The 25,550-nt window shown below is 70.5% G+C and carries 17 protein-coding genes; 7 read left to right on the top strand and 10 right to left on the bottom strand.

Features of this window, described 5'->3' with window-relative positions:
* Nucleotides 1–212: 212 nt before the first annotated feature.
* The 5 genes from OHA73_RS32245 (at nt 213) to OHA73_RS32225 (ending at nt 6,865) form a co-directional block, all read left to right on the top strand.
* Nucleotides 213–836, top strand: coding sequence for a DUF3000 domain-containing protein (locus tag OHA73_RS32245; protein WP_266715090.1), 624 nt, complete (start codon nt 213–215; stop codon nt 834–836).
* A 307-nt stretch (nt 837–1,143) separates the two neighbouring features.
* Nucleotides 1,144–1,806, top strand: coding sequence for a response regulator transcription factor (locus OHA73_RS32240; RefSeq protein WP_266602921.1), 663 nt, complete (start codon nt 1,144–1,146; stop codon nt 1,804–1,806).
* 99 nt (nt 1,807–1,905) lie between these two features.
* Nucleotides 1,906–3,207 (top strand): ribonuclease D, encoded by a 1,302-nt coding sequence (locus tag OHA73_RS32235; protein ID WP_327656770.1) that lies wholly within the window; start codon nt 1,906–1,908, stop codon nt 3,205–3,207.
* A 302-nt stretch (nt 3,208–3,509) separates the two neighbouring features.
* A complete protein-coding gene (locus OHA73_RS32230; protein WP_266715088.1) occupies nt 3,510–4,736 on the top strand; it encodes a thiolase family protein in 1,227 nt (408 codons plus the stop codon).
* Nucleotides 4,733–6,865 (top strand): 3-hydroxyacyl-CoA dehydrogenase NAD-binding domain-containing protein, encoded by a 2,133-nt coding sequence (locus tag OHA73_RS32225; protein WP_266715087.1) that lies wholly within the window; start codon nt 4,733–4,735, stop codon nt 6,863–6,865. Before OHA73_RS32230 ends, OHA73_RS32225 begins: the two co-directional genes overlap by 4 nt.
* A gap of 67 nt (nt 6,866–6,932) precedes the next feature.
* Here OHA73_RS32225 and OHA73_RS32220 read toward each other — a convergent pair whose 3' ends face one another.
* Genes OHA73_RS32220 through OHA73_RS32200 form a run of 5 tightly spaced genes read right to left on the bottom strand, consistent with a single transcriptional unit; the run spans nt 6,933 to nt 16,007 of the window.
* Nucleotides 6,933–8,912, bottom strand: a complete 1,980-nt coding sequence (locus OHA73_RS32220; RefSeq protein WP_327656769.1) for a hypothetical protein — start codon at nt 8,910–8,912, stop codon at nt 6,933–6,935.
* Nucleotides 8,909–11,005, bottom strand: a complete 2,097-nt coding sequence (locus tag OHA73_RS32215; protein ID WP_327656768.1) for a glycosyltransferase family 4 protein — start codon at nt 11,003–11,005, stop codon at nt 8,909–8,911. The genes OHA73_RS32220 and OHA73_RS32215 overlap by 4 nt, the downstream gene beginning before the upstream one ends.
* Nucleotides 11,002–12,759: a stealth family protein gene (locus OHA73_RS32210; RefSeq protein WP_327658565.1), complete on the bottom strand. Its 1,758-nt coding sequence runs from the start codon at nt 12,757–12,759 to the stop codon at nt 11,002–11,004. Before OHA73_RS32210 ends, OHA73_RS32215 begins: the two co-directional genes overlap by 4 nt.
* 2 nt (nt 12,760–12,761) lie before the next feature.
* Nucleotides 12,762–14,375: a sugar phosphotransferase gene (locus tag OHA73_RS32205; protein ID WP_327656767.1), complete on the bottom strand. Its 1,614-nt coding sequence runs from the start codon at nt 14,373–14,375 to the stop codon at nt 12,762–12,764.
* A gap of 15 nt (nt 14,376–14,390) precedes the next feature.
* Complete coding sequence (locus OHA73_RS32200; protein WP_327656766.1) at nt 14,391–16,007, bottom strand: stealth family protein; 1,617 nt, start codon at nt 16,005–16,007, stop codon at nt 14,391–14,393.
* Nucleotides 16,008–16,414: 407 nt separating this feature from the next.
* On the opposite strand from OHA73_RS32200, the gene OHA73_RS32195 reads away from it, so the two are divergent.
* On the top strand, nt 16,415–17,512 hold the full coding sequence (locus OHA73_RS32195) for an LCP family protein (protein ID WP_327656765.1): 1,098 nt from the start codon (nt 16,415–16,417) through the stop codon (nt 17,510–17,512).
* 22 nt (nt 17,513–17,534) lie between these two features.
* Here the strand turns inward: OHA73_RS32195 and OHA73_RS32190 are convergent, their stop codons facing one another.
* On the bottom strand, nt 17,535–18,656 hold the full coding sequence (locus OHA73_RS32190; RefSeq protein WP_327656764.1) for a hypothetical protein: 1,122 nt from the start codon (nt 18,654–18,656) through the stop codon (nt 17,535–17,537).
* 155 nt (nt 18,657–18,811) lie between these two features.
* Nucleotides 18,812–19,837: a hypothetical protein gene (locus OHA73_RS32185; RefSeq protein WP_327656763.1), complete on the bottom strand. Its 1,026-nt coding sequence runs from the start codon at nt 19,835–19,837 to the stop codon at nt 18,812–18,814.
* A 51-nt stretch (nt 19,838–19,888) separates the two neighbouring features.
* Between OHA73_RS32185 and OHA73_RS32180 the strand changes: the two genes are divergently transcribed.
* Complete coding sequence (locus OHA73_RS32180; RefSeq protein ID WP_266715079.1) at nt 19,889–20,242, top strand: NTP pyrophosphohydrolase; 354 nt, start codon at nt 19,889–19,891, stop codon at nt 20,240–20,242.
* A 14-nt stretch (nt 20,243–20,256) separates the two neighbouring features.
* Here OHA73_RS32180 and OHA73_RS32175 read toward each other — a convergent pair whose 3' ends face one another.
* From OHA73_RS32175 to dxs, 3 genes are all read right to left on the bottom strand, one after another.
* Nucleotides 20,257–21,726 carry an ArnT family glycosyltransferase gene (locus OHA73_RS32175; protein ID WP_327656762.1) on the bottom strand — a complete coding sequence of 490 codons (1,470 nt, stop codon included), beginning with the start codon at nt 21,724–21,726 and terminating at the stop codon, nt 20,257–20,259.
* A gap of 83 nt (nt 21,727–21,809) precedes the next feature.
* A complete protein-coding gene (locus OHA73_RS32170; protein ID WP_327656761.1) occupies nt 21,810–23,327 on the bottom strand; it encodes an amino acid permease in 1,518 nt (505 codons plus the stop codon).
* Nucleotides 23,328–23,511: 184 nt separating this feature from the next.
* On the bottom strand, nt 23,512–25,434 hold the full coding sequence (gene dxs / locus OHA73_RS32165; RefSeq protein WP_327658564.1) for a 1-deoxy-D-xylulose-5-phosphate synthase: 1,923 nt from the start codon (nt 25,432–25,434) through the stop codon (nt 23,512–23,514).
* Nucleotides 25,435–25,550 lie beyond the last annotated feature (116 nt).

The following is a 25,550-nucleotide window of genomic DNA, read 5'->3' as shown; positions in this document are numbered from 1 at the left end:
CCGAAAGTTTCGCACGCCCCCGACGTCGCCTGTGAAGGACCTGGGGAAGGGGGCTCCGAGAGGGGTGTCCCTCCCCACGCGCGGGGCCCGCTCCCCTTAACCTTCCCGGCATGGCTGCGGCTCAGGGACAACGGTCGGGCGACGGGCGCGACGACCACGACGACACAGGCGGGATGAGTGAATCGGTGCGGGAGGGGCAGAACGCTCGGGACATGAACGCTGCACAGGAGCACGACCCCACCCCGCCCGCCTTCCGCACGGCGGTCGACGCCCTGCGGTCCGCGCGGCTCCGCCCGGAGATCGAGATCGACCCGACGCGGCCGCCGCAGCGCCTGGCCCCCTTTTCGTACGCGCTCGAGGCCGCGGTCGTGGACGGTGACGAGGATCTGGCCGACGGCCGGCTCGTCCTGCTGCACGATCCGGAGGGCCACGACGCCTGGCACGGCACGTTCCGGCTCGTGACCCTGGTCCGGGCCGAACTCGAACCCGAGATGGCGGCCGACCCCCTGCTCCCGGACGTCTCCTGGTCCTGGCTGACGGGCGCGCTGCAGGCCCGCGGCCTCTCCTACGGGGAGCCATCGGGCACAGTCACTCGTGCGAGTTCGCACTACTTCGGCGGGCTCGGCGACCGGGCGCCCGCCTCGCAGATCGAGATCCGGGCGTCGTGGACACCGCGCGAGGGTCTGGGCGGCGTACCGGACACGGCGGCGCATCTCGCGGCGTGGTGCGAGGTGCTGTGCCAGATCGCGGGCCTTCCGCCGGTGGCGGCGGGGCCGCAGGGGCCGGACGGCGCGGTGGTGACGCTGCCGCAGCGGCGGGGGCCGCGGCCTTCCTGAGCGCCGTTTCCCAGGGATCATTTTCGGCCGTGTCGGAGCACCTCCGACACGGCCTTCCCATGTTTCGGATCCTTTCGAAATGGCCCCGGTCAGTCGGATTTGGTTCGATTGGATGCGACTCCTGACTATTCGGCACCCTTTCGAATGGTCGCTAGCGTGTCCGAATTGCTCGCATTGTTACTCACCAAATCGTGATCATTCTCTAAAGGCGGCCGGGTTTGGTGCCGAAGGACCCAGTGACCTTGAAAGCACGGTTCATCCCGGCTTCATCCCCGAGCCGGCTCCGTCCCGCACCCCAGGAGGCCTGGTGTCCGTTCTCCTCGAGCAGCCCTCAAGCCTGGTCGCCTACCGCCCGAACAAGCCGACGGCGATGGTGGTCGTGGCCGACCCCCGCGTCCGTTCCACCGTGACCCGCCATCTGTGGGCGCTCGGTGTTCGTGACGTGATCGAGGCCTCGTCCGTCGCTGAGGCTCGTCCCCGCATCGGCAACCCCCGCGACATCTGCGTCGCCGACGTCCACCTCCCCGATGGATCCGGCCTGACGCTCCTCTCCGAAACCCGAGCCGCGGGCTGGCCCAATGGGCTCGCCCTCTCCGCCGCCGACGACATCGGTGCCGTGCGCAACGCCCTCGCGGGCGGCGTCAAGGGCTATGTCGTCACCGGCACCCGTACCAACATCGGCCTGCCCACCCGCCCCGGCGCCGCCCCGATCGGCGCCGCGGCCGCCCGTATGCACCGTCGCCCCCCGGGTGCCCCGAGCCACCCGGGCGGCTACCGCGAACTCTCCGGCCGCGAAGTGGAGGTGCTCCGGCTCGTCGCCGAGGGCCAGTCGAACAAGGCCATCGGCGTCTCGATGGGCCTGTCCGCCCTGACCGTCAAGAGCCACCTCGCCCGCATCGCGCGCAAGCTCGGCACGGGTGACCGGGCCGGCATGGTCGCGGTCGCACTGCGCACCGGCATCATCCACTGATCGACCCGTGGCCGGATTCGTCCGGTTTACTTCGGCACGGCGCCCGTCGACGGAACGTTCCGTCGACGGGCGCCGTGCGTTCACAGATACTCTTGACAGGTGACCGACGCCCAAGAGACCGCAGCAGACAGTTCACTGCGCACCACCGGAGGCGCCCCTCTGGACGACGGCGGATCTTCTGCTGAAGGATCTGTTGGTTCAGTCGACGGTGCGCCCACCCCCCTCCTCGAACCCCGCGAGGGCATCCCGCCGGTGATCGCCGACGAGGCCTCGCTCGCCGATGTCGTCGCGGCCTTCGCCGCCGGCACCGGCCCTGTCGCCGTCGACGCCGAGCGCGCCTCCGGCTACCGCTACGGGCAGCGCGCCTATCTGGTGCAGCTGCGCCGCGAAGGCGCGGGCACCGCGCTCATCGACCCGGTCGCCTGCCCCGACCTCTCCTCCCTCGGCGAGGCCATCGGCGACGCCGAATGGGACCTGCACGCCGCCACCCAGGACCTGCCGTGCCTGCGCGACATAGGCATGCGGCCCGCCCACCTCTTCGACACCGAGCTGGCCGGACGGCTCGCCGGTTTCCCGCGGGTGGGCCTCGGCGCGATGGTCGAGAACGTGCTCGGCTACGTACTGGAGAAGGGCCACTCCGCCGTCGACTGGTCGACGCGCCCGCTGCCCGAGCCCTGGCTGCGCTACGCCGCGCTCGACGTCGAACTCCTCGTCGACCTGCGCGACGCGCTGGAGAAGGAGCTCGACCGGCAGGGCAAGCTGGAGTGGGCCCACGAGGAGTTCGACGCCATCGCCTCGGCCCCGCCCCCGCCGCCGCGCAAGGACCCCTGGCGGCGCACGTCCGGCATGCACAAGGTGCGGCGCCGGCGTCAGATGGCGGTCGTCCGCGAGCTGTGGACGGCGCGCGACCAGGTCGCCCAGCGGCGGGACGTGTCGCCGGGCAAGGTGCTCGGTGACTCGGCGATCGTCGAGGCCGCACTCGCGCTGCCGCTCAATGTGCACGCACTGTCCGCGCTGCCCGGCTTCGGCCACCGCATGGGCCGGCGCCAGCTGGAGCAGTGGCAGGCGGCGGTCGACCGGGCGCGGGCCCTGCCGGACTCCGAGCTGCCGCAGCCCAGCCAGCCCACGACGGGACCGCCCCCGCCCCGCGCCTGGGCCGACAAGGACCCCGCCGCGGCGGCCCGCCTCTCGGCGGCGCGCGCGGCGGTCTCTGCCCTCGCCGAGACGCTCTCGATGCCCCAGGAGAACCTGATCACGCCGGACACGGTGCGCCGGGTGTGCTGGGAGCCTCCGGCGGTCGTGGACGCGGAATCCGTGGCGGAGGCGCTGGCCTCGCACGGGGCGCGGCGCTGGCAGGTGGAGCAGGTGACCCCGGTCCTGCTCCCGGCGCTGACGGCCTGATCCCATCCCCTCTTCCGTACGCCCCCGACTTCCGGTCGGGGGCGTACGGCGTTCACGGGCCCCGTGGGTGGCGGCCCCTCCGTCCTCCGCCCCGGGGCTCTGCCCCGGACCCCGCTGCTCAATCGCCGCAGGGGCTTAGGAGGTGTGACCTTCGCCGCTCCGGCCCGGGGGGCTTCAAGACTTGGTTACCCGCAAGTAGCATGACGGTATTCGCAGCGCGCCGTCCGCGTACCCGGAAACGGGTCCGTACCGGACGCCCGCGCCGCGCGGCAGCGCATTCCCGCACCAGGAGGAGAGCCATCGTGCCTCGTACCGTCAGGGACGTCGTCTTCGTCGACGGCGTCCGCACCCCGTTCGGCAAGGCGGGCCCGAAGGGCATCTACCACGAGACCCGCGCCGACGACCTGGTCGTCAAGTCCATCCGGGAGCTGCTGCGCCGCAACCCGAACCTGGACCCCGCGCAGATCGACGAGGTCGCCGTCGCCGCGACCACGCAGATCGGTGACCAGGGCCTGACCATCGGCCGCACCGCGGGCATCCTCGCGGGCCTGCCGCAGTCGGTCCCCGGCTACTCCATCGACCGCATGTGCGCCGGCGCGCTCACGGCCGTCACCACCACCGCGGGCTCCATCGCCTTCGGCGCGTACGACGCCGTCATCGCGGGTGGTGTCGAGCACATGGGCCGCCACCCCATGGGCGAGGGCGTGGACCCGAACCCCCGCTTCGTATCGGAGAAGCTGGTCGACGAGTCGGCCCTCTTCATGGGTATGACGGCGGAGAACCTGCACGACCGCTACCCGCACATCACCAAGCAGCGCGCCGACGAGTACGCCGTGCGCTCGCAGGAGAAGGCGGCGAAGGCGTACGCGGACGGGAAGATCCAGCAGGACCTCGTCCCGATCTCCGTCCGCAACACCAACGCCGAGGTCGGCGAGACCGGCTGGGGCCTGGTCACGGCCGACGAGCCGATGCGCCCGGGCACGACGCTCGAGAACCTCGCGGGCCTCAAGACCCCGTTCCGCACGCACGGCCGCGTCACGGCCGGCAACGCGGCCGGTCTCAACGACGGCGCGACGGCCTCGATCATCGCCTCCGAGGACTTCGCCCGCGAGAACAACCTCCCGGTGAAGATGCGCCTCGTCTCCTACGCCTTCGTGGGCGTGGAGCCGGAGGTCATGGGCTACGGCCCGATCCCGGCGACGGAAAAGGCCCTCGCGAAGGCCGGCCTGTCGATCGAGGACATCAACCTCTTCGAGATCAACGAGGCGTTCGCCATCCAGGTCCTGGCCTTCCTGGACCACTACGGCATCGCCGACGACGACGCGCGCGTCAACCAGTACGGCGGCGCCATCGCGTACGGCCACCCGCTCGCCTCCTCCGGCGTCCGTCTGATGACGCAGCTGGCCCGCCAGTTCGAGGAGCACCCGGAGGTCCGCTACGGCCTCACGACCATGTGCGTCGGCTTCGGCATGGGCGCCACGGTCATCTGGGAGAACCCGCACCACAAGGACGCCGGAGGCGACAAGTGAGCACCACCACCGCTGAGCTCCTGAAGGGCGCCTCGGCCCTCTTCCCCGACGAGGTCGTCACGTCCGCGCACGTACGCCACCTCGATCTCCCGTACGGTGCGGGCAAGTTCGCCCTCATCACGCTGGACAACGGCCTGGACCACACCAAGCCGACCACCTTCGGCCCGGCCTCGCTCGCCAACCTGAACACGGCGATCGACCAGGTGGAGAAGGAGGCCGCCGAGGGCGACATCGTCGGCGTCGGCGTCACCGGCAAGCCGTTCATCTTCGCGGTCGGCGCCGACCTCAAGGGCGTCGAGCTGCTGAAGAAGCACGACGACGCGCTCGCCATCGGCAAGGGCGGCCACGAGGTCTTCAAGCGCCTCTCCGCCCTCGCGGTCCCCACCTTCGCGTACTACAACGGCGCGGCGATGGGCGGCGGCGTCGAGGTCGGCCTGCACTGCAGCTACCGCACCGTCTCGAAGGCCCTCCCGGCCTTCTCGCTCCCCGAGGTCTTCCTCGGTCTGGTCCCGGGTTGGGGCGGCTGCGCGCTGCTCCCGAACCTGATCGGTGCGGACAAGGCCGTCTCGGTGATCATCGAGAACAGCCTCAACCAGAACAAGCAGCTCAAGGGCAAGCAGGTCTACGAACTCGGCATCGCGGACGCGCTGTTCGAGGGCGCCGACTTCCTGGAGCAGTCCCTGCTCTGGACCGCGGACGTCCTCAAGGGGAACGTCAAGGTCGAGCGCCCGGACGTCGACCGCGGCGAGGCCTGGGACCAGGCCGTGGCGCGCGGCAAGTTCATCGCCGACGGCAAGGTGCACGGCGCGGCCCCGGCGGCGTACCGCGCGCTGGACATCATCGCGAACGCCAAGTCCGGTGACCTGCAGGCCGGCTTCGACGCCGAGGACCAGGCCCTCGCGGACCTGATCATGGGCGGCGAACTGCGCGCGGGCATCTACGCGTTCAACCTCGTCCAGAAGCGCGCGAAGCGCCCGGCGGGCGCCCCGGACAAGAACCTGGCGCGCCCGGTGTCGAAGGTCGGCGTGGTCGGCGCGGGCCTGATGGCCTCGCAGCTGGCGCTGCTCTTCCTGCGCCGCCTCGAGGTCCCGGTCGTCCTCACGGACATCGACCAGGCGCGCGTCGACAAGGGTGTGGGCTACGTCCACGCCGAGATCGACAAGCTGCTCGGCAAGGGCCGCATCAACCAGGACAAGGCGAACCGCCTCAAGGGCCTGGTCTCCGGTGTCCTGGACAAGGCGGAGGGCTTCTCGGACGCCGACTTCATCATCGAGGCGGTCTTCGAGGAGATCGGCGTCAAGCAGCAGGTGTTCGCGGAGGTGGAGGCCGTGGCCCCCGCACACGCGATCCTGGCGACGAACACGTCGTCGTTGTCGGTGTCGGAGATGGCCTCGAAGCTCAAGCACCCCGAGCGCGTGGTCGGCTTCCACTTCTTCAACCCGGTCGCGATCCTCCCGCTCCTGGAGATCGTCCGCGGCGAGCAGACGGACGACGCGGCGCTGGCCACGGCGTTCGGCGTCGCCAAGAAGCTGAAGAAGACCGCGGTCCTGGTCAAGGACGCCCCGGCGTTCGTGGTCAACCGCATCCTGACCCGCTTCATGGGCGAGATCCAGAACGTCATCGACGAGGGCACGCCGGTGGCCGTGGCGGAGAAGGCGGTCGAGCCCCTCGGCCTCCCGATGTCCCCGCTGGTGCTGCTCGAGCTGGTCGGCCCGGCGATCGGTCTCCACGTCTCGGAGACCCTCAACCGCGCCTTCCCGGAGCGCTTCACGGTCTCCCCGAACCTCGCGGCGGTCGTCAAGGCCGGCAAGCGCGGCTTCTACGTCTACGACTCCGGCAAGCCGGAGCTGGACCCGGAGGTCGCGGCGCTCCTCGAGCAGGGCGACGTGGTCCTCACGGAGGAGCAGGTCCGCGACCGCGTCCTCGACGCGGTGGCCCAGGAGATCGGCCTGATGCTCGACGAGGGCGTCGTGGCCGAGGCCCAGGACATCGACCTGTGCCTGATCACGGGTGCGGGCTGGCCCTTCCACCTGGGCGGAATCACTCCGTACCTGGACCGGGCGGGCGTCTCGGAGCGGGTCATCGGGAAGAAGTTCCTGGAGGCCGGGGTGGCTTCGGTTCCGGCGTAGTGGTGTGCGTCTGATGTGACTGTGACGGCTACCCACGAAATATTCGTGGGTAGCCGTCACAGTGCGGTCAGGAGCTCCACGGCCCCAACGGGCTCCCTGCCTTGGGAGACAGCTGTCGCCGCACTCGTAGTCGACCGTCCAGGCCGATGACCGCTACGGCCAGCGCCCCGGACGCGTCGTACGCCATCGACGGGGCGTTCGTGAACATCTCCCCCGACTCGCGCCAGTGCGTACCAGAGACGTCCTTGTCGCGGTCGGGCATCGAAACGACCACTCGGCCCCGGCTGCCGCGATGCGCCAAGAAGGCCTCGCGTGCCCCGCGTTCGGGGGCCCACAGCGCGGCCACCGCGCCGGTGCCACCGTGGCCGCCGAGCCCCGCCCCCGAGCCCGGCCAGCGACCGTCGGCATGCTGCCGGTAGGCCATGACCTGCTGGGTCCCGGCCTCCCGGAAATACAGGCAGGTGCGACCGCCGCCGGAATCGACCGCGGAGAGCCCGCCGGTCGCCGGCCGCCCCGTCTTGAGGGTGTCGTCCAGCAGGAACGGGCCTCCCGGTTCGGTCTGGTGCCAGCGCCAGACCGAGGTCTTGCCCGGCACGAACAACTCCACGGTGCCGCGCTCAGTGGTGACGGCTGTGCCCGCGTCCTGGACGAAACTGCCGCCGATGCTCTCCCACGGCGCCCAGGTGCCGTCCGTGTCCCGACGGCGCACGCTGATGCCCTGGTCGAAGTCGCGGCAGAAGACGTACAGCCGGCCGGCCGCGTCGACCGCCGCGTGCGGCACTCCCAACTCCCGCTGGCGGTGCGCGTCGCCGTGCGCCCAGTCGGGGTTCTCCAGGCTCTGCCAGCCGCTGAATCCGTTGCCGTCCGGGTCCTGGGTGGTGTGGACGACGTCGACGGTGACCCCGCTGCCGATGACGTGCTGGCGGCGCAGGGCCGCGAGTTCCGCGGACCCACCGGGAAGTCCGGCAACGGCCAGGGTGGGAGCCACCCAGCCCTCACCGAGCACGAACGGCCCCTTCCACTCGCCGCTCGCCGGCCCGGTCTCCGTCCAGAAGGCAAGCCGACCGCCCAGCACTCCGAAGGCATTGAGCCGCCCGCCCGGGCCGAGGCGCAGCCACCCGGTGGTCGGCGAGTACCGGTGGGCGGTGCTCATCATGTGTGTGCTGCGGAACGGGTCCGGGCCCAGCTGTCGGTCGCCACAGGTGTGACAGGTGCCGTGCCGGCAGTCGTCGGGGGCGTCGAGGCCGCTGTACGTCGCCAGGTACTCGGCCTTCTCCGTCACCGCGTCCGAGTCGAGGTTGTAGCCCCAGAAACGGTTGGCGTAGCCGCGATAGTGCTCGACGACGGTGGTGTGCCCCGCCTCGCGGTGCCGAGTGAGGGCCGCGAGGGCGAACTGGGTGGTCGTGGTGTGGTCGATGTGGTCGGAGCAGACGAACTCCGTTCGGCCACCGTCGTGTTCGGGGTCGGGGTCCATGGTGCGGACAGTGGTCGGCCGGATGCGGTCGAGCAGTGCCGCGAGCCCGCCGATCACCTGGTCCCGGGTGATGTGCTGGGCCTCGGTCACGACCCCGCCGTGCACGGGCAGCGTGCGCTGGGTGCGCAGCGCGCCCTCCCACAGCTCGTGCAGCCTGGTGCGGGTGCCCCGCTCCGTGGGTGCGCCCATGTGCAGCTGGAAGAAGTACAGGCACACGGAGGGGTGGCCGACGAGGACGAACCGCTCCACGGCGAATCCGGGGACGATCTCCACCGCCTCGCGGTGCCACGGACGGTCGCGGTCACCCGTCGCCATCCGGGCGTACGCCGAGCGCAGGCCGCACCCGCGTTCGGTGCTGTAGCGGGCGAAGTCGGGTGCCACGGCCTTGCGTTGCGGTTCGCCGGTGTCGACGTTGATGCCGTCACCCTCTCCCGCGGTGACGATCACCGTCGTGACGTCGTCGCCGTCCTGCAGGGAGCGCACCAGGTCGGGGTTCATGAAGTACAGGTCGTCGTCCTGGTGGGCGACGATGTGCAGGACGGAACGGGTCGGCGAGGTCTCCGGGACGGTCATCGGTCCACCACGTTCATGGCCATGGCCCCGGATGCCGAGCAGTACGGACGCACCCACACCGGGCGCGCCGGGTGGACCACGGCGAACTCCGAGGCCTCCTCCCCCGCGAGCGGGACCGACGGGTATACGTAGGCGCTCTTCACGTCGTGGAAGTCCTCCAGCAGATGGCAGACGCGCACCTTGCGCCGGTCGTACGGGTCGGGCTGCAGCCACCAGTCCCAGTCCTCCCACCGCTCCAGGCGAAGGTCGACGACATGGCGCAGTGGTACCTCGGCCCGGAACGACTGCCGGCCCAGGATCCCTACCTGTACGGCAACATTGCGCGCATGTCGGCCTCGGCGGCTGACGACGAACTGGGCACCGGGCTCCATCCGGAGGCCGCCGCACAGCACACCGCGCAGGGAGATCGTGTCGGCGTCGACATCGACTTCGGTGCACTCGACGTGCTCCTCACGCAGCACGGTCCGCAGCATGAGCCGACCGTTCGGCTGGGCGTACGGGAGGTTCCAGGCGATCGGTCCTGTGGGCGGGCGGTCGATCACACGGGCGCGCGCACCGATCAGGGCACGGGTGTCCCGGACTCCTGCCTTCATGTGCACGGGGGCGACGTTGGGAGCGCTCATGGTCACCTGCCAGCGCCCGTCGCCGAGGGCGTCGAAGGCGGACGGCGTGAGCGCGGCGGAATATCGGGTCGCACCGTTGTCCAGATCCTTGCGCGAGGTGCGCAACGGGAGATCGGGGCGGCGCTCACCGTCCGACGGCTTGTGGCGCAGCGTGAACTGCCAGCGGCGGCGGCCCTCCCCGGGACCGTCGGCCGAAAAGCGCAGCCAGCCCGTGTCATCGGTGGTGACGTCCACGGTGGCCGCGCCCAGCGTCACCGGGGGCACGGTGAGAACGCCGCCGCCGGCGCGACGGGCCGACCCCGGGGACCGGTAGCCCCGCTGGGCGGCGGCTCGCTTGCGGGCGGCCTCCTCGAACAGCGCGACGTAGCGGGCCGCCACGGCGGACGGGTCGTAATCGGCTCCGTTGCGCAGGGCGGCGGCCCCCATGGCACGGCGCAGCGGTTCATCGGCCATGAGTCGTCGAAGCCCCCAGACGATGCCATCGACCTGCCCATTGGGCACGAGAAAGCCGTCCTCGCCCGGGTGGAGGATCTCGCGCGGGCCGACGGGACAGTCGGTGGACACCACGGGCAGTCCGCAGCGCATGGCCTCGACCAGCGTCATACCGAAGGACTCCGCGCTGGAGGTGACAGCCGCGATGGACCCCTTGGCCCACTCCGACTCGATCGGTGAGAAGCCGCCCATCAGCAACGCCCGTCCGGCCAGGCCCAGTTCAGAGACGAGCTCGCGGAGCTTGCCGGCCTCGCCGCCGTCGCCGTATATGCGCAGTTGCCAGTCGGGGAACTCGTCGGCGAGTTCCCCGAAGGCCCGGATCAGCAGGTCGTACCGCTTGATGTGGTGCATGCGTCCGGCGCTGACCACGACCTTGTGCGTGCAGTCGGACGGCGGTACGGACGGCTCGGGCACGCTGTTGGGGATGCCGACGACGGAGATGCCGGGGATCGGCGTGTTCTCCATGAACGAGCGGGCGTCGGCCTCGGTGACCGTGGTGATGGCGTCGAGCCGTGGGTAGACCCGGGCCATCTCGGCTCGCACCGCGGCGGGGATGCCCAGGTGTGTCATGTGCTCCTGGGCGATGCGCAGCGCACCGTCGCGGGTGTACCCGGCGACGAACAGATTGAGGCTGGGCCGGGTGCCGACGACCACGTCGGCGTCGGTGCGTTCCAGATCCCGGATGATGCGGGCGTCGGTGAACCTGCTGTACTGCGCGTAGAACTCCTCCTGACGCGGCACCACTTCGCTGGGCTCGTCGCCTCCGGCCGCGGTGTGGTCGGCGGATCCGGGGCGCAGGTCGACGAGGGCGCGAACGGTGATCCGCGGGGAGATCTCGAACTTGGTCGCGGTCGTACGCCGGAACACCGAGACGATCTCCACGTCGTGGTGGACGGCCAGCGCCTCCGCGAGGTTGATGACCGTGCGGTTGGTGCCGCCGATGCCGTAGATGTTGTTGATGAGGAAGGAGATCTTCATCGGACCTCGCCCTCCTTGCGCTCGAACGGACTCGGCACGGGGTAGTACGCCTGGAGGAACTTGTTGAGCATCACGGTCTGCCGAACCACGTCGCGCCCGTCGGACAGGGTGTCGTTGATGCAGAAGGCCTGCCGGTCACGGCGGGCCAGCAGGATGCCGAGCCGCCGCTGTATCTCGGGCCTGGCCAGGTCGAGATAGGCGAAGGTGATCTCGGAGGGGATCGCTCGGCCGGTGAAGTAGGCGTAGTAGTGGTACAGCGACGACGGGATGGAGATGTCGTCCGCGCTGCGGAACCGGCTCATGGACGTGTTCCAGTGCGCCTCGGCGAACTCCGTCTCGATCTCCTGGAGCACGCTGCGCCGCAGCGCATAGGGGGCGTGCCGGATCTTCTGGACGATGGCCGAGCCGAAGTTGTCCAGCAGCAGTCTGCGGTTGTTCTTCCCGGCCGCGTCGACCGGCCTGTCCCCCAGCGTCCGCTCCCACTGGGGGACTTGGGACGGCGACAGGAAGGTTCGGGTCATGCCGTTCGACAGGAAGAAGTCGGCCGGGGTGACCGGACGCCCGAGGAACATGTCGTCGTTGAAGTAGAGGAAGTGCTCGGACAGGCCCTTGATGTGGTGCAGCCTGCTCTCGATCGCATGGGAGTTGAACGTCGGCAGGGCGGCCGAGTCGTGGAAGATCTCCGAGTGGTCGACCACGGTGATCCGCGGGTGGCGTTCATTGAGCCAGCCCGGGCGTTGACGGTCCGTCACCAGATAGACGTGGCGCACCCAAGGGGCGTTCTGCTCCAACGCACGCAGGGAGTAGCGGAGTTCGTCCCGACTGATATAGCGGGCGGCGTTCGCGGACTCCGAGTGATAGCCGCCCTCGCCGTACACGGCCCGGCGGTGCTGCCACTCGGGGTCGTCCCCGTCGACCCAGGTGTAGACCACGTCGATGGGGAAGCGGACGTCCTCGGGCAGTGCGTCGGCGCACGGTGCGATGGTGCGCACCGAGCGGGTGCGGCGGGTGTGCAGCGCCGCGAAGCCCGTCAGCCTGCTGACCGGCACGACAACCCTGGGTTCGTCGAAGGCCACGTCGTCGGTGACACGGTTGGGCCTTGGAGCGACGAGTCGGCCGTCCTGCTGTTGCCAGAACTCGATGTCGCAGCCGTGGGCGAGGCCGATGACCAAGGATGCGGCGGGATCGCTCCACACCATGCCGACACGCAACACTTGCGCTCCGCCCACGAGTTGGCGGGCACGACGGGATCCGCACAGGACCCGGCGGCCCACCTCGACGTCGCCGCGGCAGGCGGTCACATAGACAGGCCCGGTGGCGGCGCTGCGGCTCAGCGCCCGAGCCACCCGGTCGCGGTCCGCCTCGGCGACGGCGAGGCACGAGCGATAGTCCGACTCACCCCGGATCGCGAAGTAGTCGACGCCCTCCTCGTCGAACAAGGTCGAGACGAGTTCGAGGTTGGCCTCGCGCAGTCCGAGTGGTGACACCGTGGGGCGCACCAGTGCGACGTGTCTGCTGTGTCCGGCCAGGACGGCGAGCCGCTCCTGCGCGTTGAACAGATGCGGCCAGCGCCGGCGCGCCCGCGCGGCGCGCAGGGCGCGGGCCAGCAGGGTCACGGCCGTCGCATGGCGCAACAGCTGCTTGAGTCCTGTCCGCAGACGGATCGGTACACGGCGCGCGATCCGGCGCCGCAGCCCGCTCGGGACAAGGGTGCGGTACGCCCCGACGACCGCGGACGCCTCGGGATTGCCCATGCTCACGACTGGTTGCCCGACTCCCTCGAAGCCCCGCGCTCGAAGATGCTGCGGACGGGGTAGTAGCGGCGCAGAAAGCGGATGACGGCCTCGGTTCCGCCCTGGTCCAGGGCCCGTTGGTCGCCGAGCCCGTAGAACTGGATCTGCTGGGTGTCCCGCCGCACGAGCAGTCGCTCCAGGCGGAGGTCGATGCCGGGCAGGGCCGCGTGCAGCGCCGTGGACGCCTCACCGGACGGGTCGGCGATTGCGGACGTGTACCCGATGTGATGGAGCACGCTGTCCAGCGGGTGGCCACCGGGGATCGCGGGCACCGTCTGCCCGTCGAACAGCGGCAGGGTCGCGGAGACCGACTGCGTGAGGCGTTCGAGGGTGGCGCAGCGATGGGGTTGTGGGCCGCCCGCGTAGCCGTGGGCGGTGACACTCCCGGTTGCCGTGTAGGCGGCCCGGGTCCAGGGGGCGAACGACTCCTCGGCCGTCCACCGCCCTCGGCGCGGGCGGGTGACGCCATGCGGGCCGAAGTAGTCGAAGGGGCGCACCGGCCGGCCGAACAGGGCACCGGGACGCAGCAGCAAGAAGTGCTCTGCGACATCGGGGAGTTGGTGCAGCTGCCACTCGGCGCCGGGGCCCGCGGGGACGATGCTGAGCCTGTCGTCGGAGTGCAGCCAGCCGGGCACGGGCGCCTGGGCGACCACGTGAACGACATCGATCCACGGTGCGTACTGGTGCACGGAACGCAGGGCGGCCCTGAGCAGTTCCTCGCCCCAGAGGGTGGGGTGCTGCCAGAGCAGGACGGCATCGACGGGGAAGGTGACCTCTTCGAGCCGAGGCACGTCGAAGTGCTCCAGCGTGACCGTCGGCTCCATGTCGCCTTCGATGTCGCAATAGCCGCTCAGCCGGTCGAGGGCGATCTCGATGCCGCGCGCGTCCGCGGGCACGGCCCGCTGCACCCGGTTGGGGCGGGGGCCGACGAGCCGTTCCTGGGGCAGGTCGGTGTTGTGGGTCCAGAACTCGATCTCGATGCCCTGGTCGTCGCCGAGCCAGAGGTTCTCGGTCGGATCGGTGCGCAGCCAGACGAGGCGAATGACGCGCGCCTTGCCGAAGTGCTTCCACGCCTTCACATGGCTGCCGGGAATCGACTGCGTGTCGCTGTTGGCCGGCGACACCGACACCACGTACCCGGTGTGCTCCTCCAGCAGGGCGCGCAGGGCGCGGCGCACCGCTCCCTTGTCCCGCTGGTCCACGGCGAGAGCGATACGCCGGTCGTCGAGGGCCGGGACCGCGAACCAGGGGATCTCGGCCGCGTCGAGCGCGTGGGCGACGAGGCGGAGGTCGAGCCTGCGGGCCAGGTCGAAGGTGAGCCCGGTGTGCACGTGCCCGATACGGCTGTCCGGTGCCGCGACCCGGCGCTCGGAGCGGCCCAGTTCGACTCTGCGGACGCGCCGCAGCGCACGCCGGTGGAGGCGTGCTTCGCGGCGGCGGAGGGTCTGCGCCAGCGAACTCTGGAGCTTGCGCCGCACCCGTCTGGGGACCGTCGTCGTGGCGACGGAGCGCACGGGCTGCGGGACGAGCCGCCGGTATACGTGGGCCGCGGAGCTCAGCGACGTCTGATCTGCCACGTCATGAACTCCGTCTCATCGCTCGTAGGGGCTGGGCGTGGGGAAGTAGGAGGTGAGGAATCCGTCGAGGAGTTCCTGCTGGGCCTCGATGTCCTCGGGGGTCGAGAAGGCGTCGTTGAGGCAGAACGAGTCCTGGTTCCTGCCGTCCAGGAGCCGCTGCAAGCGGTCCGCCAGGTCGGGCACGGCCAGTTGGAGATAGGCGAAGGGCATCGAGCCCGGCTGGGCGCGGCCGGTGAGGGCCGCGTAGTAGAGCGCGAACGACGAGGTGGGCGAGAGGTCCGTGATCGCACGGAACCGGCTGGCCGAGGTGCGGGCCCAGGCTTCGGGAAAGTCCCGCTCGGCCTCGTCCATGGCCGACTTGAGCAGGGCGTACGGGATGTGCTCCATGGGCTGCGTGATGACCCGGCCGAAGCGCTCGCGCAGCAGGGCGCGGTTGTTCTTGCAGGCGGCGTCGACGGGGGTGTCGGTCGGAGCGACCGGGCCCTGGGGGATGCGGTTGCGCGAGGGGAAGTACCGCGCGACGCCGGTCGGCGTGAAGAACGCGTGCGGGGCGACGGGCCGGCCCATGAACATGTCGTCGTTGAAGTAGAGGAAGTGCTCGGCGATCCCCTCGATGTGGTGCAACTGGCTCTCGATGGAGTGCGAGTTGAACGTCGGCAGGTCCGCCGGGTTGCGGAAGATCTCCCGGTGGTCGGCTGTCCGCAGGCCGGGCAGATCCTCGCGCAGCCAGTCCGGCACCTGGTCGTCGGTGACGATGTAGATGTTGCGTATCCAGGGCGCGAACAGGTGCAGGGAGCGCACCGAGTAGCGCAGCTCGTCACGGCTGATGAAGCGCGCGTCGCTGGCCGACTCCGCGTGGTACGCCTCGCCCTTCGCGGTCGCCTTGCGGCGTTGCCAGGCGGGGTCGTTGCCGTCGACCCACGTGTAAACGGCGTCGATGGGGAAGGCGATGTCGTCGGCGCAGTTCACCAGGAACTCGGGCCGGGTGGGCAGCGGCGGCGCGAGGTTCGGGTCGGTCCAGTCGGAGACGAAGCGGCTGAACAGACGGGCGGCGCCCAGCACGTTCGCGCCGTCCGCCGCCACGGCCCAGGTGGCCCGGTTGGCGCGGGGCGCGACGAGGTACGTGCCGCGCTGCTGCCAGAACTCGATGGCGCAGCCGTACTCGTGACCGAGCAGCAGATGCCGGCCCTGGTCGGTGCGGTACCAACTCACGTTCAGCACGCGGGCACCGGAGACGTCGCGCCACGCCTTCGGGTCCCGCGAGGAGACGGGCTTGGCCGGGCGAAGGGCGTCGGGATCCACCACGCTCAGGTGGCCGGGGTACTGGCCGAGACCCCGGAAGACCGCGCCGAGCGCCTTCTCCCGGTCGTGCTCGGCAACAGCCACGACGGTGCCGTGGTCGGAGGTGCCGCGCACCGCGAAGTGGCCCACGCCCGCGGCGTCGAGCAGCGAGGTGAGCGCCCTGCGGTTCGCCTCGCGGGCGCTCAACGGAGTGACACCGGGCTCGACGTAGACGTCGGAGTGCTCCCCGGAGGCCGCGCTTCCCGTGGGAACGGCAGGCGTGTGCTGCGCCGGTCCGACCGAGATGCGAGGCGCAACATGGTGGACGGCGGATTCCGAAACGGTTGTCACCGGCGCTGCCCTTCAAGGGCGTGCAGAAGTCGCACTTCACCCCTCCCCTTCTCGCCCGGCACTGAGCCGAGAACGAGCCCCAGCGGTCGCACGCCCTTGTGCCCCCCGGCTCGAAAACCGCGACCGCTCACCAACCGGCAATAAATAGCCGGATTTGATCACCGAAAGACCTATTCAGCCTCACAGATGTCGCGCACATCTTCACTAAGCCATCACACATCTGTCAACAGGGGTTATGACTCGTTCCACAAAACAAAAAGTTCGGAGTCGGTCTATAGTTCGGGCACAGCACGGCCCGCCGGTCGGCCCCGCGGCCTGCCTCTCCCCCACTCGTGGCCTCCCCACCCGTCATCACCCGGGTCGGTGCCTCCTTGCGCCGAGCCACCTGCGAGAGAGGACACCGCGGCATGACGCACGCCCTGACGGAGCCGCAGCAGACCCGTAGATCCAGGCGCGCACCCGGGCGCCGCAGGGGCAAGCCGCGACGACGACGCGTGTGGCGCTGGATCCTGCTGGCCCTGGTCGTCGTACTCCTGGCCGCGGGCGGCACGGGGTACTGGCTCTACAGCAACCTCGACGGCAACCTGAAGGGCGTGGACCTCGACAAGGCCATCGGGACCAACAGGCCCGAGAAGCTGCCCACTTCGGGGCAGAACATCCTCGTGCTCGGCTCCGACTCGCGCTCCGGCGCCAACGCCTCGCTCGGCACCGGCAAGGTTTCCGGCGCCCGCTCCGACACCGCCCTCGTGATGCACATACCCGAGGGCCGGCAACAGGCCGTCGCCATCAGCATCCCGCGCGACACCCTCGTCACCCGTCCCGAGTGCACGGCAACCAGTGGCTCCGCCCTGCCGTCCGCGAAGCGTGTGATGTTCAACTCCGTCTATTCCGCGGCCGGTCCGGCCTGTGTGGTCAAGACGGTGGAGCAGATGTCCGGCGTGCGCATGGACCACTTCGTGGAGATCGACTTCGCCGGCTTCAAGGGGCTCGTGGACGCGATCGGCGGCGTTCCGGTCACTGTCGACAAGGCCATCCACGACAAGTCCAGCGGCCTCGACCTGGAAGCCGGCACACACACGTTGGACGGAACCCGGTCGCTGGCGTTCGTCCGCACCCGGCACGGCATCGGCGACGGCAGCGACCTCGGCCGCATCGGACTGCAGCAGAAGTTCATGATCGCCCTGCTGTCCGAGATCAAGAAGCAGGACCTGTTGGGCAGTCCCACCAAGGCGTACAAGATCGCGGACAATCTGACCGAGTCGATGACGACGGACTCCGGCCTCTCCTCGCTGACCAAGCTGGCCGACTTCGCGCGCAGCATGAACGGCGTGGATCCCGGCTCCATGGAGACGGTCATGCTTCCGGTGGCCTACGACCAACAGGACCGCAATCGCGTCGTGGCCGCGGAGCCGCAGGCGAGCACGCTGTGGAAGGCGCTGCGCACGGACAAGGAGATCCCCGAGTCGGCGAAGAAGTCCCCGGCCACCGGCGGAACCTCCGGCTGACCCTCCCCCGCCGACCCTGCGATCAGGCCCGCTGCGACGGCGCGAGGCGCAGGCCGGACTCAACGGTCTGGCGCGCGATGTGCAGACCGCCGTCCGCACCGATCATGCCGAGCACCACCCGCCCGAACGCGTCGCACGCAAGGGCAGGAGCGCCCACGCAGCCCTCGCCGGTCGCCGACCACCAGAGGCCCGCCTGCTCGTTCTCCGTGCCGAAGGCGGCCAGCATGACCTGCCCGTCCACGTCGCGATGGGCCAGTACGGTGCAGTCGTAGCCGTCGATCGGAGCGCGCAGCGCGGCCAACACACCCTCGCCGGGCGCTCCACCCAGCGGGTACACCCAACCTCCCGGCCGATGCCCCGCGATCCCACCGGTGGTGGGATCGGTCCAGTAGTACGTGGTCCGGCCCGGCGCGGTCTCCAGGGCAACGGCGCTGCCGGGAGCCACCGTGACGGGGATGTCGGGCTGCTGTCGGACGTCTCCGTCGGGCTCTTCCTGGGCCCACCGCATGATGAGGTTCGGGCCGGGGACCATCGCCTCGACATGACCGGAGGAGTGGTCGACCACGACCACCGGCTCCTCGGCCTGACTGCCCTTGAGGTCGGTCCACCCGCCCCACGTGCCACCGGGCAGCTCCCTGCGCAGCATCACGCCGCGGCCCGCGTTGCGGACGAAGACGTAGACGGTGCCGGAGGCGCTGACCGCGGCGACCGGGACGCCGAAGCGGGCCGCCTTCTCCCGGTCCTTGTGCGGATTGCCCAACGAGCGCCACTCGGTGACGGGGCGTCCGGTCTGGTACTGGATGGCGTGCACGACGTCGACCGCGGGCGGCCCGTCACCCTTGCGCACCTGACGGCGTCCGACGAAGTGGACGTAGGCGTCGGCCCCTTGGGCCGCGTACACATGGGTCAGGCCGGCGACCGGGATGACGTCGGGGCCCTGCCAGTCCGGTCCGCCCGGCCGCCGCTCGGTCCACCTCAGCAGCCCGGTGCGGGTGCGGGCGTAGGCGGTGAGCCGGCCGTCCCTGCCGAGGACCAGCCAGCGGCCGGCCACCGGCCCCTCGGCCCCCCGAGAGCCGTCCACCGCGCTGTCCGTCTCGACGATCGCTCTGTCGCGGGCGGCGCCGCGCCCGGATCTGGTCCGCATGACGTGACCTGCCCCTTCTCTGACGCGGGGCGGCGACCGATCATCTGTTCCGAACCTGTGTGCGCCCCGAGCCGTCCCATCATAAAGTGACGGACCAGTGAACATGGCGCGATGATCCCGTGCAGCACCGCGTTCAGTGGTGCTGGGACCTCGGTTCAGACCGGCTGCCAGGCGGTCAGCGCGAGCCCCGGTTCGTCCTTGCGTCGCGCGACGAGCAGCTGCCCCGTGGACGACGAGGCCGAGGCCGCGGTGACATCGCCCCGGTGATCGAGAGCGAGCGCCACCTCCGCGTCCTCCGGCAGGCCCGGCCCCGACTCCACCCACCAAGCACCGGCCGACTCCTGCTCCGTGGGGTACGCGGCAAGGGCCACGCGGCCGGAGGTCGTGCGCTGCGCGAGAACCGTGCAGTCGTGGCCGTCGAGCATGCACCGTACGGCCGCGACCGGGCCCGGTCCGGCCGCCTTGAGGAGAGGCACGGGCTGCGCGTCCCCGCGCCAGGCGTGCAGCACCTCGTCCTCGTCCGTGAAGAAGAGCGTGCTGTGGGTCGCGGATGTGGCCAGAGCGGTCAGGCTCGACTCGCGGGCCCTGACCGACAGCGCCCCGCCGTCATTCACCGGCTTCGCGCCCGGCTCCCGCTGTCGCCAGCAGGCGATCCCGTCGGCCGTGACCGCATACACCTCCACCAGGCCCGACTCCCCTGCCACCGCGGCGAGTTCGTCCCGCACCCCCGACCCCTTGAGATCGACCCACGCGCCCCAGCCGCCCTTCTCTCCCTGTACGCGCATGCTCAGGCCACCCCCGCCATTGCGTACGAAGACGTGGGCACGCCCTTGAGCGTCCACGGCGACGGCGGGCGGCCCGGTGCGGTCGCCCTTCTTGTTCGGGTGGCCGAGCGGGGTCCAGTCGAGCGCGGCGAGGTGGGGCTGGAAATGCGTCGAGTGCACCAGCCCCGCCTCCCCGGGCACGGTGGGCCGCCAGGAGACCAAGTGGACGTAGCGATGAGGGCCTTGGGCGAGAGCGAGGCCGCGGAGGAGGCGCTGCTCGCCCCCGACGGTGCGACCGGCGCTCCACGACCCGTCCGGGCCGCACTCCAGACGGCAGTCGATGGCATCGCCCTCGGAGGCGTACTCATACGCGCAAAGCCTGCCGTCGCGTGCCCGTACCAGCCAGTCGCCGTTCACGTACTCCACCTTAATCGGGTGGTCCGGAACCTCGCGTGGGACCCTGGCCCCATGAACGCGGGACTTGTGGTGGTCGACGGTGCCAACGTGGTGGGGTCCGTGCCCGACGGCTGGTGGCGCGACCGGAGAGCAGCCGCGGTCCGATTGCGCGACCGGTTGGCGGACTACGCCGAGGACCATCCGGAGGCCGAGGTGGTCCTTGTCCTGGAGGGCGCCGCCCGCGGGGTGGCATCCGTTCCCGGAGTACGTGTCTCGGAGGCACCCACCGACGGTGACTCGCACATCGTCGCCGTGGTCGCCGAATCCGCCGAACCTTGCGTGGTGGTGACGGCCGACCGCGAGCTGCGCGGTCGGGTGGAGTCACTGGGGGCGACATGCGTGGGGCCGCGGACCGTCTACCCGTAGCTCATGCGCCGCCGTCACCCACCCCGCACGTACACCACCGCCCCGTCCACCCGGGCCACTTCGCGGTACTCCCCCAGGATCCGTCTCAACGAGCCCACCCGCCCCGGCCCATAGGGTCCGCCCCGCGAATCGTCGACGATCATCGCCGGTGGCCGGGCCCGGATCTCCGAGCGGAAGGTGGCCCAGCTGCCCGGCACCGCGAAACGCTCGCCCACCCCGCCCCCGTCCCGGCCCCCGCTGAAGTTCGTGAGCAGGCCCGCCGTCAGGAAGCGGCTTGCCGGTGGGCGGTTCGCGAGCCAGTACGTTTCCGGGTGCATGCCCCAGACCAGGACGCGCTCGGTCGGTGCGGTGTGCTCGCGGACGGCCGTGGCCACCTGCTCCGTGTGGGCGAGTTCGGTGCGGGGGGCCAGCAGGCCCCACGTGAGGAACAGGGCGCCGGCGCACGCCGAGGCGAGCAGGGAACGTCTCAGGTGTTCGCGGGGGAGAATGTGCAGCGCCAGCGTTCCCAACAGGGTCAGGGGCGGGACCAGTTGGAGGTAGTAGTGGCCGAAGAAGTGGAAGCCGAAGATCACCGCCGCGGCGGATGAAGCGAGCCACAGCCACAGCTCCCTGCATCCCGTCCGGGCGATCCTCAGCACCCGTACGATCGGCGGCAGCACGCCCGCGCAGGCCACCGACAGGATCGCCGCGTTCGTCAAGCCCCGCAGGAGGACGTGGAGTTCGGAGCCGGTGACCGAGGCGTACGCGCCCGAGCCCGTCACCGTCCAGAAGGCGAAGCCCGTGGGGTTGGTGGCGAGGGCCGCGGCCGCGACCGGGGCGAGTGCCCCAACAGCGCACCGCAGTACGGCACTTCGTGGCCGACCCGCCCGCCACAGCATGCACACCACCGGCACCAGCACCGCTCCCCCGGTCTGCTTCGACAGGAACGCGCCCGCGACCGCCAGCCCGCACAAGCCCCATCTGCGGCGGTCCGCGCACCACAGCGCCGCCGCGGTCCACGGCAGCATGAAGACCTCGAAGGTCGCGGCCTGCGTGTCCTCCGGGTTCAGGCCGATGGAGAGGACGAGGTACAGGGCTCCTGCCGTGCGGCCCGCCGTGTCGCCCCAGCGGCGGCGGGCCAGTGACGCCAGGAACACCGCCGTCACCACGTGCGCCGCCACCGCGCACACCCGCACCGGCGTGAGCGAGTCCGAGCCGAAGAGCGCGAACACCGCCTCGTACAGCCAGGGAACCAGCGGGGGTTTGCGGTCGACAACGGTTTCGTAGAGCGTGCCGCCGTGCGCCAACATCCTTGCCTGGACGGCGAGATAGCCCTCGTCCGGGTTCCAGAGCGGGCGGGTGAAGGACGGGAGGCGGGTGAGGCAGGCGAGGGCTGTCAGGGAGAGCAGCAGGCGGGGCCAGTAGTGGCGAGTGCGTCTGCGTCCCGAGGTGCCGCCGCGGCCTTCGGATACGTACAGTCGCGACGGGGGCACCTCGGTGAGCATGGGCGCCAAACTATCCGCCCCTGTATGTCCCACTTGGCAGGGACATACAGGGGCAGCGATTCACACGACGATTCACACGGCGACTACTGTGCGTTGCCCCGCGCCGCGCGGCTGTGGCGGCGGCCGTAGATGAAGTAGATCACCACGCCGACCAGCATCCACACCACGAACCGCAGCCACGTCTCCACGGACAGGTTGAGCATCAGCCACACCGAGCACGCCACCGAGGCGATGGGCAGGAACGGCACCCACGGGGCCTTGAAGCCGCGCGGGAGATCGGGGCGGGTGCGGCGCAGGATGAGGACGCCAAGGGCCACCACGACGAAGGCGAACAGGGTGCCGATGTTGACCAGCTTGGAGAGCTCTTCGAGGGAGATGAAGCCCGCCACCAGGGCCGTCAGGAAGCCCAGGATGATCGTCGAACGGTACGGCGTGCGGAACTTGGGGTGGACCGCGCTGAAGACCGGGGGCAGCAGGCCGTCGCGGCTCATCGCGAAGAAGACGCGGCTCTGGCCGAGGAGCAGGATCATGCAGACGACCGTGAGGCCGACGACCGCGCCGAAGGAGATCAGGCCCGCCCAGAACGGGTGGCCGACCGACTTGAAGGCCTCGGCGAGCGGGGCGCCCGGGTCGAGGTCCTTGTAGTTCTGCATGCCGGTGACGACCGCGGCCACGCCCACGTACAGGACCGTGCAGATGGCGAGGGAGCCGAGGATGCCGAGCGGGACGTCCTTCTGCGGCCTGCGGGTCTCCTCGGCCGCCGTCGCGACGACGTCGAAGCCGATGAACGCGAAGAAGACGACGGCCGCGGCGGTGAAGATGCCCATCACGCCGAAGCTGGAGGGCGTGAAGCCGGCGATTCCTTCGAGGAGTGTGGCGCTCAGCCCCGAGCTGCTCTTGTTGTCCTGGGCGGGCGGGATGTACGGGGTGTAGTTGGCGCCGTTGATGAAGAAGGCGCCGACCGCGATCACGATCAGGACGACCGTGACCTTGATGGCCACGACCACCGACGTCACCCAGGCCGACAGCTTCATGCCGATGACGACGACCGTCATCACGGCGAGGACCAGCAGGAACGCGGCGATGTTGAAGCTGAAGCCGTCGTGGCCCGAGCCGGGGCCCTGGAGGGCCGCCGGTAGGGGAATGCCCCAGCTGTCGAGGAGCGACTGTACGTAGCCCGACCAGCCGACGGCGACCGTCGCGCAGCCGAGGGCTAGTTCGAGGATCAGGTCCCAGCCGATGATCCATGCCGGGAACTCGCCGAGGGAGGCGAAGGCGAAGGTGTACGCGGATCCGGCGACCGGGACCGTCGAGGCGAACTCCGCGTAGCAGAGCGCCGCGAGGGCGCAGACCACGGCGGCGACGACGAAGGAGATGGTGACCGCCGGGCCCGCGTAGTCCGTGGCGGCGGTGCCGGTGATGACGAAGATGCCGGAGCCGATGACGACGCCGACGCCGAAGACGGTGAGGTCGAGGGCGGAGAGGGTCTTCTTGAGCTGGCGCTCGGGCTCCTCGGTGTCCTGGATGGACTGCTCGATGGACTTGGTCCTGAACAGGCCGTTGCGGCTCCGCTCCGGGCCCGTGTCTGGCTGGGTGCTCACCGGCTACCTCCGTAGGCTTCGTCGTCCCATGATCGAGACGAGTAGCCTCCGGCGGGCGGGTGAGTCCTGCGTATTCATACGAATGGGGCCGACCGGGCCCCCTTATGGGGGATCGGTCGACCCCACGTGCCACCTCGGCAAATTCAGCCCCGCCGACGTTTGAGGCGCGGGCGCTCAAAAGGCCTCAGTCGCGTGCCGGCTCCATCTCGTCCACGGCGGCAGCCTCACGGCGGCCGTCCAGCTTGGAGACGAGGCCTGTGACCTGGCGGGCGATGTCGGGGGCCGTGAGGCCGATCTCCGCCATGATCTCCTTGCGGGAGGCGTGCTCCAGGAAGCGCGGCGGGATGCCGAAGTCGCGCAGCGGGACGTCGACGCCCGCGTCGCGCAGCGCCTGCGCGATGGACGAACCGACGCCGCCCACGCGGGAGTTGTCCTCGACCGTGACGACCACGCGGTGGCGCTCGGCCAGCGGGGCCATCGCCTCGTCGACCGGCTTGACCCAGCGGGGGTCGACGACGGTCGTCGTGATGCCCTGCTTGTCGAGGAGGTCGGCGATCTCCAGGCACATCGGAGCGAGCGCGCCGACCGAGACCAGGAGGACGTCGGGCTTGTCGGACTTCGGCTCGCGCAGTACGTCCATGCCGCCGACCTTGCCGACCGCCTCGACGGCCGGGCCGACCGCGCCCTTGGAGTAGCGGACGACGGTGGGTGCGTCGTCGACCTGGACCGCCTCGCGCAGCTGGGCGCGGACCTGGTCGGCGTCGCGCGGCGCGGCGATGCGGACGCCGGGGACGACCTGGAGGAGGGACATGTCCCACATGCCGTTGTGCGAGGCGCCGTCGGTGCCGGTGATGCCGGCCCGGTCAAGCACGAAGGTGACCCCGCACTTGTGCAGGGCGACGTCCATGAGGAGCTGGTCGAAGGCGCGGTTGAGGAACGTCGCGTAGACCGCGAAGACCGGGTGCAGGCCGCCCTGGGCGAGGCCCGCCGCGCTGGTCGCCGCGTGCTGCTCGGCGATGCCGACGTCGTAGACCCGCTCGGGGAACTCCTCGGCGAACTTCTTCAGGCCGACCGGCTGCAGCATCGCGGCGGTGATCGCCACGATGTCCTCGCGCTCGCGGCCGAGCTTGGCCATCTCGTCGCCGAAGACGGAGGTCCAGTCGGCGCCGGAGGCCTTGATCGGGAGGCCGGTGTCGGGGTGGATGGGGCCGATGCCGTGGAAGCGGTCGGCCTCGTCCTGGAGGGCGGGCTTGTAGCCGCGGCCCTTCTCGGTGAGGCAGTGCACGATGACCGGGCCGCCGAAGCGCTTGGCGCGGGTGAGGGCCGATTCGAGCGCCTCGATGTCGTGGCCGTCGATCGGGCCGACGTACTTGAGGCCGAGGTCCTCGAACATGCCCTGCGGGGCGATGAAGTCCTTGAGGCCCTTCTTGGCGCCGTGCAGCGTCTCGTACAGCGGCTTGCCGACGACCGGGGTGCGCTCCAGGAGGTCCTTGCCGCGGGCCAGGAAGCGCTCGTAGCCGTCCGTGGTGCGCAGGGTCGCGAGGTGGTTGGCGAGGCCGCCGATGGTGGGCGCGTACGAGCGCTCGTTGTCGTTGACGACGATGACGAGGGGGCGGTCCTTGGCGGCGGCGATGTTGTTCAGCGCCTCCCAGGCCATGCCGCCGGTGAGGGCGCCGTCGCCGATGACCGCGACGACGTGGTCGTCGCGCTCCTGGATCTCGTTCGCCTTCGCCAGGCCGTCGGCCCAGCCGAGGACCGTGGAGGCGTGGCTGTTCTCGATCACGTCGTGCTCGGACTCGGCCTGCGAGGGGTAGCCGGAGAGGCCGCCCTTCATCTTCAGCTTGGAGAAGTCCTTGCGGCCGGTGAGCAGCTTGTGCACGTAGGACTGGTGGCCGGTGTCCCACAGGACCTTGTCCTGGGGGGACTCGAAGACGCGGTGCAGGGCGATCGTCAGCTCGACGACGCCCAGGTTCGGGCCGAGGTGGCCGCCGGTCTTGGAGACCGCGTCGACGAGGAAGGTCCGGATCTCGCCTGCCAGCTGGTCCAACTGCTCCAGGCTGAGCCGGTCCAGATCGCGCGGTCCCGTGATGCGGGTCAGCAGCGGCACCCGTGCCTCCTTGCGATAGAGCTGTGAGTAGCTGGTTGAGCTGTCGAGCTTGCCGGGCCTGTCCATTCTAATGTTCCGCCACTCGCGGCGGCGTGCGGGCCGTGCGTTCCTCGTCA

The sequence above is a fragment of the Streptomyces sp. NBC_00483 genome (assembly GCF_036013745.1).
Classification (GTDB): domain Bacteria; phylum Actinomycetota; class Actinomycetes; order Streptomycetales; family Streptomycetaceae; genus Streptomyces.
The sequence above is the reverse complement of the archived record's forward strand: the minus strand, read 5'-3'. Positions and strand labels throughout refer to the sequence as shown.

What these genes read in the sequence shown, in the direction of transcription:
- OHA73_RS32245 (WP_266715090.1), top strand. Translation starts at nt 213, where the DNA reads ATGAACGCTGCACAGGAGCACGACCCCACCCCGCCCGCCTTCCGCACG.
- OHA73_RS32220 (WP_327656769.1), bottom strand. Translation starts at nt 8,912, where the DNA reads ATGACCGTCCCGGAGACCTCGCCGACCCGTTCCGTCCTGCACATCGTC.
- OHA73_RS32215 (WP_327656768.1), bottom strand. Translation starts at nt 11,005, where the DNA reads ATGAAGATCTCCTTCCTCATCAACAACATCTACGGCATCGGCGGCACC.
- OHA73_RS32210 (WP_327658565.1), bottom strand. Translation starts at nt 12,759, where the DNA reads ATGGGCAATCCCGAGGCGTCCGCGGTCGTCGGGGCGTACCGCACCCTT.
- OHA73_RS32195 (WP_327656765.1), top strand. Translation starts at nt 16,415, where the DNA reads ATGACGCACGCCCTGACGGAGCCGCAGCAGACCCGTAGATCCAGGCGC.
- OHA73_RS32190 (WP_327656764.1), bottom strand. Translation starts at nt 18,656, where the DNA reads ATGCGGACCAGATCCGGGCGCGGCGCCGCCCGCGACAGAGCGATCGTC.
- OHA73_RS32180 (WP_266715079.1), top strand. Translation starts at nt 19,889, where the DNA reads ATGAACGCGGGACTTGTGGTGGTCGACGGTGCCAACGTGGTGGGGTCC.
- OHA73_RS32175 (WP_327656762.1), bottom strand. Translation starts at nt 21,726, where the DNA reads ATGCTCACCGAGGTGCCCCCGTCGCGACTGTACGTATCCGAAGGCCGC.